Annotated in this window: 15 protein-coding genes; 10 read left to right on the forward strand and 5 right to left on the reverse strand. The window is 61.6% G+C overall.

Going from position 1 to position 14,074, the window contains the following annotated elements; all coding sequences use genetic code 11:
* Genes ASO19_RS03905 through tsaD form a run of 3 tightly spaced genes read right to left on the reverse strand, consistent with a single transcriptional unit; the run spans nucleotide 1 to nucleotide 2,602 of the window.
* Nucleotides 1-498 (reverse strand): glutathione peroxidase, encoded by a 498-nt coding sequence (locus ASO19_RS03905; RefSeq protein WP_103765443.1) that lies wholly within the window; start codon nucleotides 496-498, stop codon nucleotides 1-3.
* A gap of 8 nt (nucleotides 499-506) precedes the next feature.
* Nucleotides 507-1,478: an NAD(P)H-dependent glycerol-3-phosphate dehydrogenase gene (locus ASO19_RS03910; RefSeq protein ID WP_043560562.1), complete on the reverse strand. Its 972-nt coding sequence runs from the start codon at nucleotides 1,476-1,478 to the stop codon at nucleotides 507-509.
* On the reverse strand, nucleotides 1,475-2,602 hold the full coding sequence (tsaD, locus tag ASO19_RS03915; RefSeq protein WP_103765444.1) for a tRNA (adenosine(37)-N6)-threonylcarbamoyltransferase complex transferase subunit TsaD: 1,128 nt from the start codon (nucleotides 2,600-2,602) through the stop codon (nucleotides 1,475-1,477). Before tsaD ends, ASO19_RS03910 begins: the two co-directional genes overlap by 4 nt.
* A gap of 69 nt (nucleotides 2,603-2,671) precedes the next feature.
* Here tsaD and hemC point away from each other — a divergent pair, with 69 nt between their 5' ends.
* Together hemC and ASO19_RS03925 are read left to right on the forward strand one after the other, a co-directional pair.
* Nucleotides 2,672-3,721, forward strand: a complete 1,050-nt coding sequence (gene hemC / locus ASO19_RS03920; RefSeq protein WP_043560559.1) for a hydroxymethylbilane synthase — start codon at nucleotides 2,672-2,674, stop codon at nucleotides 3,719-3,721.
* Between the two features lie 5 nt (nucleotides 3,722-3,726).
* Nucleotides 3,727-4,407, forward strand: coding sequence for a uroporphyrinogen-III synthase (locus tag ASO19_RS03925; protein WP_103765445.1), 681 nt, complete (start codon nucleotides 3,727-3,729; stop codon nucleotides 4,405-4,407).
* 69 nt (nucleotides 4,408-4,476) lie between these two features.
* On the opposite strand, the gene secB is transcribed toward ASO19_RS03925, so the two are convergent.
* The gene (gene secB, locus ASO19_RS03930; RefSeq protein WP_043560554.1) at nucleotides 4,477-4,995 is read right to left on the reverse strand and encodes a protein-export chaperone SecB; all 519 of its coding nucleotides are present in this window, start codon (nucleotides 4,993-4,995) and stop codon (nucleotides 4,477-4,479) included.
* 276 nt (nucleotides 4,996-5,271) lie between these two features.
* Here secB and ASO19_RS03935 point away from each other — a divergent pair, with 276 nt between their 5' ends.
* From ASO19_RS03935 to galE, 8 genes are all read left to right on the forward strand, one after another.
* The gene (locus ASO19_RS03935; protein ID WP_103765446.1) at nucleotides 5,272-5,967 is read left to right on the forward strand and encodes a Tim44/TimA family putative adaptor protein; all 696 of its coding nucleotides are present in this window, start codon (nucleotides 5,272-5,274) and stop codon (nucleotides 5,965-5,967) included.
* A gap of 95 nt (nucleotides 5,968-6,062) precedes the next feature.
* The gene (mltA, locus tag ASO19_RS03940) at nucleotides 6,063-7,298 is read left to right on the forward strand and encodes a murein transglycosylase A (protein ID WP_227449642.1); all 1,236 of its coding nucleotides are present in this window, start codon (nucleotides 6,063-6,065) and stop codon (nucleotides 7,296-7,298) included.
* Nucleotides 7,295-8,134, forward strand: coding sequence for a DNA-methyltransferase (locus tag ASO19_RS03945; protein WP_086431081.1), 840 nt, complete (start codon nucleotides 7,295-7,297; stop codon nucleotides 8,132-8,134). Before mltA ends, ASO19_RS03945 begins: the two co-directional genes overlap by 4 nt.
* 4 nt (nucleotides 8,135-8,138) lie before the next feature.
* Complete coding sequence (locus ASO19_RS03950; protein ID WP_258036072.1) at nucleotides 8,139-8,708, forward strand: Smr/MutS family protein; 570 nt, start codon at nucleotides 8,139-8,141, stop codon at nucleotides 8,706-8,708.
* A gap of 155 nt (nucleotides 8,709-8,863) precedes the next feature.
* Nucleotides 8,864-10,003, forward strand: coding sequence for an ABC transporter substrate-binding protein (locus tag ASO19_RS03955; RefSeq protein ID WP_043560542.1), 1,140 nt, complete (start codon nucleotides 8,864-8,866; stop codon nucleotides 10,001-10,003).
* Between the two features lie 37 nt (nucleotides 10,004-10,040).
* Nucleotides 10,041-11,087 carry a FecCD family ABC transporter permease gene (locus tag ASO19_RS03960; protein WP_052349086.1) on the forward strand — a complete coding sequence of 349 codons (1,047 nt, stop codon included), beginning with the start codon at nucleotides 10,041-10,043 and terminating at the stop codon, nucleotides 11,085-11,087.
* Nucleotide 11,088: 1 nt separating this feature from the next.
* Nucleotides 11,089-11,886, forward strand: a complete 798-nt coding sequence (locus ASO19_RS03965; protein WP_043560539.1) for an ABC transporter ATP-binding protein — start codon at nucleotides 11,089-11,091, stop codon at nucleotides 11,884-11,886.
* A gap of 148 nt (nucleotides 11,887-12,034) precedes the next feature.
* Nucleotides 12,035-13,021, forward strand: coding sequence for a UDP-glucose 4-epimerase GalE (gene galE, locus ASO19_RS03970; RefSeq protein WP_103765447.1), 987 nt, complete (start codon nucleotides 12,035-12,037; stop codon nucleotides 13,019-13,021).
* 38 nt (nucleotides 13,022-13,059) lie between these two features.
* Here the strand turns inward: galE and hemF are convergent, their stop codons facing one another.
* A complete protein-coding gene (gene hemF, locus ASO19_RS03975) occupies nucleotides 13,060-13,965 on the reverse strand; it encodes an oxygen-dependent coproporphyrinogen oxidase (protein ID WP_103765478.1) in 906 nt (301 codons plus the stop codon).
* Nucleotides 13,966-14,074 lie beyond the last annotated feature (109 nt).

A 14,074-nucleotide genomic window follows, 5' to 3' on the forward strand; every position in this document is an offset into this window, starting at 1 on the left:
TCAGGCGTGTTTCCGGCTTACCCGGCGGATCTCCTCCAGCAGGCGGGGGGCCTGGGGGTCTGTCAGCGGGGTGAACCAGCGGTGCAGCTTTCCCTGACGGTCGATGAGATATTTGTAGAAATTCCAGCGGGGCAGGGAGAGGAAGCCTCCTTCCTTCGCCAGCCAGTGGAACAGCGGAATGGCTTCCGTTCCCCGGACGACGGAGCGTGCTGCCAGAGGGAAGCTCACGCCATAACGACGCTGGCAGAACTGGCTGATCTGCTCCGATGTCCCCGGCTCCTGTCTGCCGAAATCATTGCTGGGCACGCCAAGCACGATGAGGCCATCCGGCGTGGAATGTCCCATGTCACGCCACAGGGTCTGGAGGCCCTCATACTGTTTGGTGAAGCCACATTCGGAGGCTGTGTTGACGACCAGTACGGGGCGGCCCCGCCACTGGGAGAGGTCAATCTCGCCGCCTTCAAGGGCGGGGAGCCGGAAATCATAAAAGCTGGTCATGATGGGGCCTATTCAAAACGGGTGGGGCGGTCCAGCAGCTCGTCACGGGCCTGATGGGGGGTCAGCTCCCCGGACAGGAGACGGGTGATGACATTGATGATGGGGGTTTCGATGCCGAAACGCTGGCCAAGCTCCTGCAATGTCGGGGCTGTCAGAACGCCCTCGGCCACCGTGTCACGCTGGGCGAGGATGTCCTGTATGTTCTCGCCTTTCCCCATGGCCACGCCCAGGCTGTAATTGCGGGATCCAGCCCCCGTGGCGGTCAGGATCAGGTCGCCCATTCCGGCCAGGCCGTACATGGTACGGCCCTGCCCCCCCATGGCATCGACAAGGCGGGCCGTTTCGGCTAGCGCACGGGTGATGATGGCGGCTCTGGCATTTTCACCCATCCCGGCACCGACACTGATGCCCGCCCCGATGGCGATGACATTCTTGGCTGCCCCGGCGATCTGCACGCCCAGCGGGTCCGTGCTGGCATAAAGGCGCAGGGTGGGGGTGGTGAGGCGTTCGGTCAGCGCCGTGACGAAGGCGAGATCATGCGCGGCCAGCGTGGCTGCGGCGGGCATGCCCCGGGCCACCTCGATGGCGAAGTTGGGGCCGGAGAGAACGGCAGCCGGTCGGCCGGGCATGGTCTGCTCCACGATCTGGAGAGGGAGCAGGAAGGTGCCCCGCTCCATCCCCTTGCAGCATGTGATGACCGGCACGTCGGGCTTCAGATGCTTCTGGAGGGCCATGGTGACATCCCGCAGCCCCTGCGTGGGGACAACAAGCACCACGATGTCGGCTTCCGTCGGCAGGTCGCTGGTGACGGTGACGGCCTCTGGTAGGGTGACCTGTGGCAGGTGCGGCAGGGCACGGATGCCTGCCGGAACGGGAGTGCGTGTCCAGAGGGTGATCCGGGCGATGTGGGAGAGGGTGCAGGCCAGAGCGATGCCCCATGCTCCGGCACCGATGACGGCAATATGTGGCTGGACGGTCATGCGGATGGTTCCATCAGAGAGCTGTGTCCGGTGGAGGACGTTTCCTGTGTGGCCTGTGGCCGGTAGGGCTGGCGTTCACTCAGCGGCCAGCGGGGGCGGGGGGCCAGGGTGATGTCGTCCGGCACTTCACCCTGTTTCAGCCGTTCCAGCGCAGCCCAGCCGATCATGGCGGCATTGTCGGTGCAGAGACGTAGCGGGGGCGCAAGGAAGGTGATCCCGTGCTGGCTGGCAATTTCTTCCAGCCTCTGGCGCAGCACGCTGTTGGCCGCCACGCCACCGGCCACCACGAGTGAGGTGACCTGCGGTGCCAGAGCCAGAGCATTGAGGATGCGGTCCGCCATCACGTCCGTCACGGCCTGCTGGAAGGAGGCGGCGAGGTCGGCGGCCACCTGCCGGGGTAGTGCCTCACGTCCGTATGGTTCGATGTGGCGGGCGACGGCCGTCTTGAGGCCGGAGAAGGAAAAATCGCAGCCGGGGCGGCCTTTCAGCGGGCGAGGCAGGCTGTAGGCCTGCGGGTCGCCTTCTCTGGCGAGCTTCTCCAGTGCCGGGCCGCCGGGCCAGCCCAGTCCCAGCATCTTGGCCACCTTGTCGAAGGCTTCCCCGGCGGAATCGTCAATCGTGCCTCCAAGGCGGCGATACTGGCCGGTATCCTCCACGGTGATGCACTGGCAGTGCCCGCCAGAGACGAGCAGGGCGAGATAGGGGAAAGCCGGGGCCGTTTCATCCGGCCGCAGGACCGCAGGCAGGCGGGGGGTCAGGATGTGGCCTTCGATATGGTTGATGCCCATGAAAGGCTTCCCGCAGGCCATGGCCAGCCCCTTGGCGTAGGAACTGCCAACAATCAGCCCGCCAATCAGGCCGGGGCCGGTCGTGGCGGCAAAAAGGGCGATGTCCTCCAGCTCCAGTCCGGCCCGCTGGAGGGTCAGCTCCACCAGTTCCGGCAGGGCCTTCAGGTGGGCACGGGCGGCCAGCTCCGGCACGACACCGCCCAGGGCAGCATGATCCTCCTGCGAGAGGACGCTTTCCCCGAGCAGGGCTCCGTGGGCGTCCAGAATGGCGCAGGCGGTGTCATCGCATGAGGTCTCGATGGCCAGAAGCGGCGTCAGGTGGGAAATGTCAGACATGATTGGTTCATTATGGCGGATTCTTCGGAGCATGACACCCCTTCCAGAATCGGTTATGGAGGGAACACCATGAATGCTTCAAACTTTTCCTCCGCAGCACTTCAGAAAATTGCTGCCGAAGCGGCTCGCCGCTCCCATGCGCAGGCTCCACCGGACCGGCGCAAACTTCCCCTGCGGGTCGGGACACGGGCGTCCCCGCTGGCACTGGTGCAGACGCGGCACTTCCTGACCCGGCTGACCCGTTTCTGTCCCGTTCTGCGGGACATGGGGGCCTTCAAGGAAGAGCAGATGCAGACCTCCGGGGACCTGAACCTCAAGGACCGTCTGGCCGAGATCGGTGGGAAGGGGCTGTTCTCCAAAGAGATTCATGAACTTCTGGCCGTGGGCGGGATCGATTTTGCCGTCCACAGCCTCAAGGACCTTGAGACCCACCTGCCGCCGGGACTGGTGCTGGCCTGCACGATGAAGCGTGAGGATGCCCGTGATGTGCTGATGCTGCGCAAACGGGGCGTGACGGTTGATCCTGAAAGGCCGTTCGACTGTCTGCCAGAAGGAGCACTCGTGGGCTGTGCGTCTGTCCGCCGCCAGGCGCAGATGCTTCATGTCCGGCCGGACCTCCGCTTCACCCTGCTGCGGGGCAATGTGCAGACCCGGCTGGACAAGCTGGGGGCGGGACAGTGCGATGCGACGCTGCTGGCCTACGCCGGGCTGAAACGCCTCGGCATGGAAGACCGCATCGACGTGCCGCTCTCCCCCGAGGTGATGCTTCCGGCCTCCGGGCAGGGCATCGTGGGCGTGACGGTACGTGAGAGCGACCATGAGCTGAGGGAGCTGCTTTCCGCCATTGAGGACCCGGAGGCCCGTGCCGTGGCCACGGCGGAACGTGCCCTGCTGGCGGAACTTGATGGCTCCTGCCGGACTCCGATTGGCGGTTATGCCCAGCTGAAGGAAGGGCGGCTTCATCTTTCCGGCCTCGTGGCCAGCGAAGATGGCACCTTCCTGCTGCGCCGGGAAACTGAAGGACTGCCGGAAGATGCGGCTCGTCTGGGCTATGAGCTGGCCTGTGAGCTGCGGCGGGATACACCTCCTGCCATCTTTGCGAAGATCGTCCAGCCATAACGACCATGCGTCAGACTGTGCTGGTAACCCGGCCTGAGCCGGGGCTGAGCGAGACAGTCGGTGCCGTGCAGGCGCAGGGCTGGCGGGCTGTTGCCAGCCCTGTCATGACCATACGTCAGGAACCGCCAATGGCGGACCGGCCCTGTCACGCTCTGCTGGTAACGAGCGGTCAGGCCCTGCCTTTTCTGGTCCATCAGGACCGTGACAGGCTGCTGCTGACAGTGGGGCACCGTACGGCGGAGCGGGCTGTGGCGATGGGGTTCCGGCGTGTCGAGGCGGCATCAGGGACACAGGCCGGTCTGGAAACGCTCTGCCGTCAGAAAGGGTTGTCTGGCTCCGGCCTTGTGCTGGCCTGCGGGCGGGGGCGGCATGGACAGCCCTACGGGGCCGATCTGGCGGTCAATCTGGGGGCGCAGCGTGTTGAGGCCTATCAGGTACAGCCTGTCAGACAGCTTGCTGCGGCGGCAAGGACCGCCTTGGCGAGCAAAGAGGTGAGTGCTGTCCTTTTTTATTCCAGTGAGACGGTTTCCCTGTTCATGGAGCTGTGCCCGCCGGACCTGTACCGGCAGCTTGGCCATTGCAGGGCCATCTGTCTCTCCCAGGCCATCGCCGGGCGTGTCGGGGAGAGCGGCCTGTGGGGGCAGGTTGAGGTTGGTCCTCCCCTGAGGTTGCTGGGAAGAGGATAAGAAAAAAGGCGAACCCTCATTGGGTCCGCCTTTCCTTGTTGTGGTCTGGCCACAGCGTGTTTCCCGGCTTCAGGCTTCGCCTTCCGGCTCGGGGAAATTCTGCTCCTGCTTGGCCTGCCACAGAGCGGCAAAGTCGATGGGCTGGAGAGCCACCGGCGGGAAGCCGCCATCCCGTGTGACATCGCTGATGATGGCCCGGGCGAAGGGGAAGATCAGGCGGGGTACTTCAACCAGCAGGATCGGCTCAATGATTTCCTGCGGCGGGTTGTCCAGCGTGACGATGGCGGCATAGGCGAGCTCCGTGATGAACACCACTGGCCCGGGGGTCTGGCTTCCTTCTGCCGGAGCCTCGGTGGCCTCGGTGCGGATGATCAGCGTGACCTCATAGATGGACTGTTCTTTTTCGATGCGGTTCGCCTGCACGTCGATGTTCACGCCAACCTGCGGCGGAGCCTGAAGGGAGGTGAAGGTTGACGCACCACGGGGAACTTCGAAGGAGAGATCCTTGGTATATTGCAGGTTGATGGCCAGCGGCAGGGAGGGAGGGGTGTTGTCCTGCGGGGCCTCAGGGTTTGTCTTGTCGGACATTCGGGATCATCCTTGCGTGAACGTAACTCTAGATGGGGCGCCCGCAGGGATGAAGCCGCTTTCCGACGGGGGGATGGGCCCGCCTCCTGCGTACGCACGTCTTTTATGGCGGTAGCATGTCTTGAAGAAGGGGCCAAGCAGATGCGGTTCTTCTTTTGCTGCTGCGGTGCGAGAGGGTGGTCACTCTTGAGATTGCCGACGGGGCGGCCTACCTTTAGGGCATGATGAGGAGAGGGCCGTGCAGGCCGGCTCCGGGTGTGATGATTGGGACTTGAGATGACGGATTTCCCCTGGGATATCGTTTTTTGGGCTCTGCTGGCCGTGGCCGTGGGCAGTGCCGTGTTTTTTGTTCTGGGGCGCCGCATGGGGGCGCAGGCCATCCGGCAGGAACAGATGCCGGCAGCCCGTGCTGTTGGCCAGCGGCAGGAGGGGAGCGTGGCCGATGCCCCCAAGCCACCGCCGTTGCCCGGCCGTGTCGGCGGAGAGCAGAAAGCGACGGAATACAGGCTCCCGGAGGCGGATACACAGCTCGGACAGGCTCTGGCCCGAGTCGGAACGGATGTCAGTGGGTTCTCGGCAGAATATTTCCTGAAGAAGGCTGAGGATATTTTCGCCCGTACCATCAAGGCCTTTGCCTGCGCTGATCTTCCTGCGCTGGAGAAGGTTCTGTCCCCCGCCGTGCTGGAAACGTTCAGTCACGTTCTGGAGGAGCGGAAGAAGCGTCATGAGCAGGTTCATCTGGAACTGCGACGGATCGAGCGGCTGGATTATGCATCCGTGCATCCGGGAGATGGGGAGGGTGGTGCCTGCCGTCTCGGTGTCCGCATCGTGTCGTGGCAGGTCAGCTACTGCCGGGATGAGAAGGGGATGCTCGTCGAGGGAACGGAAGCCCTGACGGAGTTTCGTGATCGCTGGACCTTTGAACAGGGCGAAAATGGCCAGTGGAAGGTGGTTGCCACAGAAGCGGACTGAGGCTACCCCGCTGGGTAAGGTTGGTCTCCCGCACGGGGAGGCCGGGTATGATGAAGACCCGGTGCTTGTTCATGCCGGGGTGGGGTAACTCTGTCATGATGAAACGTCGTTTCTCCTCTGCTGGTCTGGTGCTGGGCCCTCTGATGCTTCTTCTTGCCGGGTGTATGCCCGGCGCTCCCAAGGGCAGGATGGATGTTGCTCCTGTCAGCTTCAGCCAGCTCCCCGGCTGGGAGGGAGAGGACCATACGGCGCTGGTCAACATGGTGCGGCTGGAGTGCCTGCGTATCGCCCATCTGCCTGCGGGGACTTCTCTTGGAGGCGCCGTTACCCTGCCTTATGGCCGTGACATGAAAGACTGGAAGAATGTCTGCGTGGCAGCCTCGTCGGTGCGGAGTAACAGGACGGAGGCCAGACAGTTCTTCGAGAGCTGGTTCCAGCCCTACCTCGTCCAGCAGGATGCTTTCTATACGGGGTACTATGACCCTGAGGTTTCTGCCTCGCTTACACAGGGTGGAGAGTATCAGATTCCTGTTTATGCCCGCCCGAAAGACCTCCTGCGGGGGCGGGATGAAAATGGCGAGCTGGAATATGGCCATTGGGTGAATTCCGTGTTCCGGCCCTATGATGACCGGGCAACCATCAATTCTGGTTCTCTGGAGGGGAAGGGGCTGGAGCTGGCCTGGCTGAAAAGCCCTGTCGATCTGCTGTTCCTGCAGACGCAGGGCTCTGGCCGTTTGCGCCTGCCGGACGGCCAGCAGGTGTTTCTTGGTTATGATGGCCGCAATGGGCGGCCTTATGTTCCGATTGGCCGCGTGCTGGTCAAACGTGGGCTGATGAAGTCGGAAGATGTGGATGCCCAGAGCATCCGGGACTGGCTGGCCAACAATCCGGATCAGGTTGCTTCTGTCCTGGAGGCAAACCCCAGTTATGTCTTTTTCCGCCGTACGCAGCGCACGGCTGATGAAGGACCGACAGGGGGCTTTGGCCTGCCGCTGACTCCTCAGCGTTCTCTTGCCGTGGACAGGCGCTTCGTGGGGTATGGGATGCCTGTCTGGGTGAATATCAGTGGCAAGGATGCGCAGGGGCGTTTCGTGACATGGTCCCGGATGGTCTTTGCGCAGGATACCGGGAGCGACATACGGGGTGCAGCGCGTGGGGACCTGTTCCTCGGGTGGGGTGAGAAGGCCGCCAGGATTGCTGGGGACATGAAGAATCACGGTCAGATGATGGTTCTCGTCCCCCTGCCTGAGGCAAAGCAGGCTGGTGAGCAGCCGGTCGTCGGTACGGCAACGGAGGTCATGGCAGCAGGGGCGGGGCAGACAGCCAGATGATTCGTGCGCGTCGTGAGACGCTGGGGATGCATACGCTCATCCGGGGAGACTGTCTGAGTGTCATGCGGCGTATGCCCGCAGGCAGTGTGGATGTGGTGGTGACATCCCCTCCCTATAATCTGGGGCTTGCTTATCGCAGCTACAGGGACAGCCTCTCCGAGGAGAGTTATCTCGACTGGATGGAGATTATCTGCTCCAAGGTAGCCCGTGTGATGCGGGATGATGGGTCTTTTTTTCTCAATATAGCCGGGTCATCTGCCCAGCCATGGTTGCCATTCGAGCTGATGGTCCGGTTGAGGAAGCTGTTTACCCTTCAGAACCATATTTCATGGATCAAGTCCGTATCGGTAGGGGAGGTGACGCATGGGCACTTCAAGCCGGTCAATTCACCTCGCTACGTCAACCGGAACCATGAGCATATTTTCCACCTGACCAAACAGGGAGATGTGGAGCTGGACCGGCTCGGGGCGGGTGTTCCTTTCACGGACAAAAGCAACATCCATCGTCGCCAGCACAGGGAGGACCGGCGGTGTCGGGGTGATACATGGTTCATCCCCTATGAAACGGTACGGAGTCGTTCAGCCCGCTACAGCCATCCGGGGACCTTCCCCGTTGCCCTGCCGGAGCGTTGCATCCGCCTGCATGGGGTGCATCCTGAGATGATGGTGCTGGACCCGTTCATGGGAACGGGGACGAGCCTTGTGGCCGCAGAGTCGCTGAAGGTCCGCTCCATCGGCATTGAGGCCGATACGACCTATGTCCGGTTTGCACGCAAGCGTCTGCGTGCCATGATAATGCAGGGTGATACCGGCGCAGTGACGGAAGACGGGGCATAACAAGGTGGCAAGACGGACTCTGGGTGATGATGAAGCGGCGCTGTGGAAAGCTTTCGTCCGGGATGTTGCCCCGTTGCGGGGGCGAAGGGAGGCTGCGGGCAGGTTTGTCCGGGAGGAGACTGGCAAGACGGAGAGTACGGTAGCCCGCCAGTCGGAAGGGGGGCGGAATACAGGGATGATGACGGTCAGGCTGGTGATGGCCCAGCCGGCCAAGGCACCCCGTCCCCGTCCTGCCCCGCATGTGGGGGTCCGTGCTCCTGGCCTTGATGATACGCAGTGGCGTCGTCTGTCCCGTGGGCAGATGCGTGTGGATGCCCGGCTCGACCTGCATGGCTACGTCGTGCAGGAGGCTTTTGAGGAGTTTCACCGCTTCATGCAGCGCAGCCGTGTCATGGGGTGGCGCTGCGTCGAGGTCGTTACCGGGCTGGGCAGTGGCATCCGGGGAGGGAGCATCCGCCGGGAATTGCCTCATTGGCTGCATCGTGCCGACATAGCGCCCATGGTGCTGGGTGTGGTGCACAGCCATCAGGGAAATCAGGGTGCCTTGCGGCTTCTTTTGCGGAAAAAACGCTAGAAGAGGAAAGGGAGGATCATTCCGATCTTGGAGAAGGGGAAGAGGTTTTCTATAACATTAATGTCGAGAATGATTATCAATTAAAGCAGGAGGTTTCATCCATGGGGGGGCACGGTGTCCCTGCGGGATGACCTTTCCGGGAAAGGCGCAAGATCATGGTTTCATTGAAAGCCCTGTTTGGCTCTGCCGGCGTCATGCTGGCAGCCCTGGCTGGCGGTATGTGGCCAGTCCATCAGGCTCAGGCGAAGGATGTGCGGGACATCACGGGGGCGGTCGTGTCCGTTCCGGATCATCCCCAGCGCATCATTCTGGGAGAAGGGCGGCTGATCTACGCCCTGGAGCCTCTGGAGGGAAAGCATCTGTTTGACCGTATCGTCGGCTGGCAGGGGGAATTCCGGGAGGCCGACAGACAGAATTATGAGCAGATGCTCAAGACATTTCCGGAGGCTGACAAGGTCGCCGTGATAGGACGGACAACCGCTGATACGATCAGTCCGGAAAAGGTGCTGGACCTTCATCCTGATCTCGCCATTTTCAGCACGACCGGCCATGGTCCCGGGCAGACTGGTGATGTGACGGCCAGGCTGCGGGCAGCGCATGTGCCTGTCCTGTTTGTGGATTTCCGGCAGGACCCGGTAAAAACGACCGTTCCCAGCATGGTCATTCTCGGCCAGGCCCTCGGGCGTGAGGCAGAAGCAAAAGCCTATACGGATTTTTATGAAAGCCGCCTGAAGGCCATCCAGTCTGTCGTGGAGACAATCCCGGAGGCCCAACGCCCCAGCGTGTTCATCAACATGCTGGCCGGGGCGCGGCAGAGCTGCTGCCATACGGCAGGGCGAGGCAACATGGGAGCCTTTATCGAGGCTGCCGGGGGGCGCAACATCGCAGCCGATCTTCTGCCGGGTTATATCGGCGATGTTTCGGCAGAGATGGTCATCGCCAAAGATCCCGACGTGCTGATTCTGGATGGCACCCGGGGGCCGGGCAACAGCGGGCCGGGCCTGAAGATGGGATCACAGGTGACGCCGGAGATGGCGCAGGCCTCTCTTGCTGCCCTGCTGAAAGCGCCTGAACTTGCCGGGCTTGGGGCGGTCCGCAATGGACGTGCCTATGGTATCTGGCACACGTTCTATGACAGTCCGTTCAATATTCTCGCCATTGAGGTCATGGCAAAATGGTTTTATCCCGAACGCTTCAGGGATCTGGACCCGGATGCTGACCGCAGCCTGGTACAGAGCCGTTTTACAGTGATGCCGAACAGCGGGACATATTGGATCAAGGCGAATGCCCATTAAAGAGACAGAGACCAGAACAGACGGGCCATCAGACGAAATGGCCCGTCTTGCCGCACGATTGACAGGCATACAGGCATCCTATGTAAAGCTGACCCGCCACAGGGTGGGTGTCCTCTGCCTGATGGCAGGGCTGATCCTTTTTTCCATACTGCTTGATTTTTCCCTGGGCCCGGCCGGTCTTGGCCCGGCGGCCTTGTTTCATGCGCTCATGCATCCCTCATCCGGGACGAATGCCGTCATCGTATGGCATATCCGCCTGCCTTATGCCCTGATGGCGGCCCTGGTGGGCGTTGCTTTGGGAATATCCGGTGGGGAGATGCAGACGGTGCTGGATAACCCCCTGGCCAGCCCTTACACGCTGGGTGTGTCGGCGGCGGCGGCATTTGGGGCCTCTCTGGCCATCGTGCTGCATTGGCATATCCCTTATGTGCCGGAAAACTGGATGGTCCCGCTGGAGGCGTTCGTGTTTGCTGTGGGTTCGGCTGGTCTGCTGGAGCTGGTGGCCCGGGCACGGGGCCATTCCACGGCCATGGTGGTGCTGTTCGGTATTGCGCTGGTATTCACTTTTCATGCCTTCGTGGCCTTGATGCAGTTCATCGCTGATGAGGATGCTCTTCAGGACCTTGTTTTCTGGACGATGGGTAGCCTGACCCGGGCTGACTGGGGCAAGATTTCCGTCATGAGCCTCGGTTGCCTGTTGGTGCTGCCGTTCTGCTTCCGGGCGGCTCCGGCCCTGACAGCCCTGCGGCTGGGAGAGGACCGGGCTGCAAGCTATGGTGTGGATACGAAACGCCTGCGGATGATGTCTCTGCTGCGCATCAGTGTGCTGTCTGCCCTGGCTGTATCCTTTGTCGGGACGATCGGTTTCGTGGGGCTGGTTGCGCCCCACATTGCCCGCCGCCTGCTGGGGGAGGATCATCGTTTTTATCTGCCCGGGGCTGCCCTGTGCGGTGGGCTCATCATGTCGCTGGCCTCCATCGCGGCCAAGAACATTCTGCCGGGGGTCGTGATTCCGGTGGGGATTGTTACCTCACTGGTGGGAATTCCTTTCTTCCTTGCCGTGGTTCTGAGAAAGGGGGCCTGAAATGGGGAACTGTCAGACACATCAGCTGGAAGTTGAAAATTTCAGTGTCCATTATGGGCGGCGGCAGGTCCTGCATGACATGACGCTTGCCCCCATGCGGGCCGGGCGTGTGACGGCCCTGCTGGGGCCGAATGGCTCGGGCAAGTCCACCTTCATGCGGGGGGTTGCCGGCCTGACCCGAGCGGAGGGATGTGTTCGCCTTGCCGGGCAGGATCTTTCAAAACTGGGGGTTGGTGAGCGGGCCAGGCTGGCTGCCTATCTGCCACAGAGCCTGCCGCCTGCCGTTCATCTTCAGGTGATCGAGGCGGTGATGGTGGCCCGTCGGGCGGGGGAGGCCGTGTCTGCCGAGTGTGCCCTGCGGGAAAGCACCGACGTTCTGGAGGAGCTGGGTATCGGTAGGCTGGCCCTGCGCTACATGGATGAACTGTCCGGTGGTCAGCGGCAGATGGTGGGACTGGCGCAGGCCCTGGTGCGCCGTCCGGCCATGTTGCTGCTGGATGAACCCTTGAGTGCGCTGGACCTGCGGTATCAGTTTGCCGTCATGGACGTCGTCCGTCGTGAGACACGGAAACGTGATATCGTGACGCTACTGGTTGTTCACGATCTGAACATCGCTCTGCAACGTGCTCATGATGTTGTCTATATGCGGGATGGTCGGCTTGTGGCACAGGGGGCTGTCATGGCCGTGACAACACCTGCCGTGCTGGGAGATGTCTATGGTGTCCAGACCCGTCTGGAGGTCTGTCCCCGTGGGCTGCCCCATGTGCTGGTGGATGGCATTATTGGGAGTGATGGCTGAGGCACTGTGCTGCCGGAAAGTCCCATGATGACCCGCACGGATACCATGGCGTGTTTGTCAGGTAGGGACAGGATGAGCCATTGCCCAGTAACGGACTGTTTTCAGATGTCGTGAGTTCTTTCGGGGCTTTTCTGGTCAGGAGGCCCCGATGCGTTATCTCGTGACGGGTGGTGCCGGTTTTGTTGGCAGTCATGTCGTGCTTGCCCTGCTGGATGCAGGGCATGAAGTTGCTGTTCTTGATGATCTGAGCACAGGGCATCGGGCAGCCGTGCCACCTGACGTCCCTTTCTTTCTGGTCGATCTGGCCAGTCAGGAGGCCACAGCGGGTGTGATGGCCCAGGGGCCGTGGGATGGTGTGCTGCATTTCGCTGCCCTGTCCCGTGTTGGTGACAGTGTGAGAAGGCCCCTCCATTATCTGAGGCGGAATTATCTCACCACGCTCAATCTCATCGAAGCCTGTGTGGCCCATGGCGTGAAGAAATTTGTCTTTTCCTCCACAGCGGCACTGTTTGGAGGAACGGAGCGCACTGGCCTCATTTCAGAAGCGGCATCTGTTGATCCCGGTTCCCCCTATGGGGAAAGCAAATTCATGATCGAACGTGTCCTGCATTGGGCTGACAGGATATACGGCATGAGAAGCGCCTGCCTGCGTTATTTTAATGCTGCTGGGGCCGATCCCGCTGGAAGGGCAGGTGAAGATCATCGCCCTGAAACGCACCTGATTCCTTTGACGATCGAGGCTGCGTTGGGAATGCGGCCAACGCTGAAGCTGTTTGGCCTGGATTATCCAACGATGGACGGGTCCTGTATTCGTGACTATGTGCATGTCGCCGATATTGCCGAAGCCCATCTCAGGGCGCTGGAGCAGATGGAGCAGGGCAGCATATGCTACAATATCGGGACCGGGTGTGGTTATTCCAATCTGGAGGTTATTGCCAGTGTTGAAAGGGTAAGCGGCCGGTCGGTACCTTGGGAGCCTGCTCCAAGGCGGGAAGGAGACCCTGTCAGACTGGTGGCAGACCCGGCACGACTGCACGCCGATACAGGCTGGACGCCCAGATTTGCAGGGCTTGACATGATTGTTGAAACAGCCCTGCGCTGGCGGCAGGCTCATCCGCAGGGCTATGCTGACTGATCATTCTCCAGCTCCGTATGGAGCTGGACATGAATGCTTCAGGGCCAGATGACTTCTGGTGGCATGGACATCAGGATGGCCTCGGTATTGCCGCCTGTTTTCAGGCCGAAGAGCGTCCCCCGGTCATAAAGGAGGTTGAACTCCACATAACGGCCCCGTCGCCTGAGCTGGGCCTGACGGTCTCCATCCGTCCAGGGAGTGAACATCCGCCCCCGGACGATGCCGGCATAGCTGTTCAGGAAGGCTTCTCCCACATCCCGGGTGAAGGTGAAGTCATTGGCGAGGTTCTGGCTGTCCAGCCAGTCATAGAAGATGCCGCCCAGCCCACGGGGTTCGTTGCGGTGTTTCAGGAAGAAATACTCATCACACCATTTCTTGAAGCGGGGATAGTAGTCCGGGTCGTGTCTGTCGCAGGCCTCCTGAAAGGCCCGGTGGAACGTGGCCGCATCTTCGAGGGCTTCCGGGCTTTCAGGGAACATGGGCGTGATGTCGCCACCCCCACCGAACCATCCCTTTGAGGTGATGATCATGCGGGTGTTGAAATGCGCCGCACTGACATGGGGGTTGCAGGGATGGGCCACCAGAGAGATGCCTGTGGCAAAGAAGCGTGGGTCCTCCGCCGCACCGGGAATGGTCTTGCGGAATTCTGGTGAAAATTCCCCCCAGACGGTTGAGACATTCACGCCAACCTTCTCAAAGACACGCCCCTTCATGACAGACATGACGCCACCGCCACCTTCAGGCCTCTCCCAGGCCGTACGCTGGAAACGCCCCGGCAGCTCATGCCCGGCCAGAACGGGAGCGTCCCCGGCTGCTGCCTCGTCTTCCAGAGCCTCATAGGCGGCGCATATCCTGTCACGCAGGCTTTCGAACCAGCGGCGGGCCTCGTCCGTCAGGCCGACATGGGGCAGGTCGGGCAGGGCAAAAGGCGTTGAGGATGGCATGGGCATCTCCTGATCTGTGTGGGGCAGAAATGGATGGTTTGTCACTCTGGGTTGTCATGTTGTTCATAGGCCAAAAGGCTCATTCTGGCTTACTGGCTTTTCCTGATGT

Origin of the sequence: Parasaccharibacter apium (assembly GCF_002917995.1) — a bacterium.
Taxonomy (GTDB): Bacteria; Pseudomonadota; Alphaproteobacteria; order Acetobacterales; family Acetobacteraceae; genus Bombella; species Bombella apis.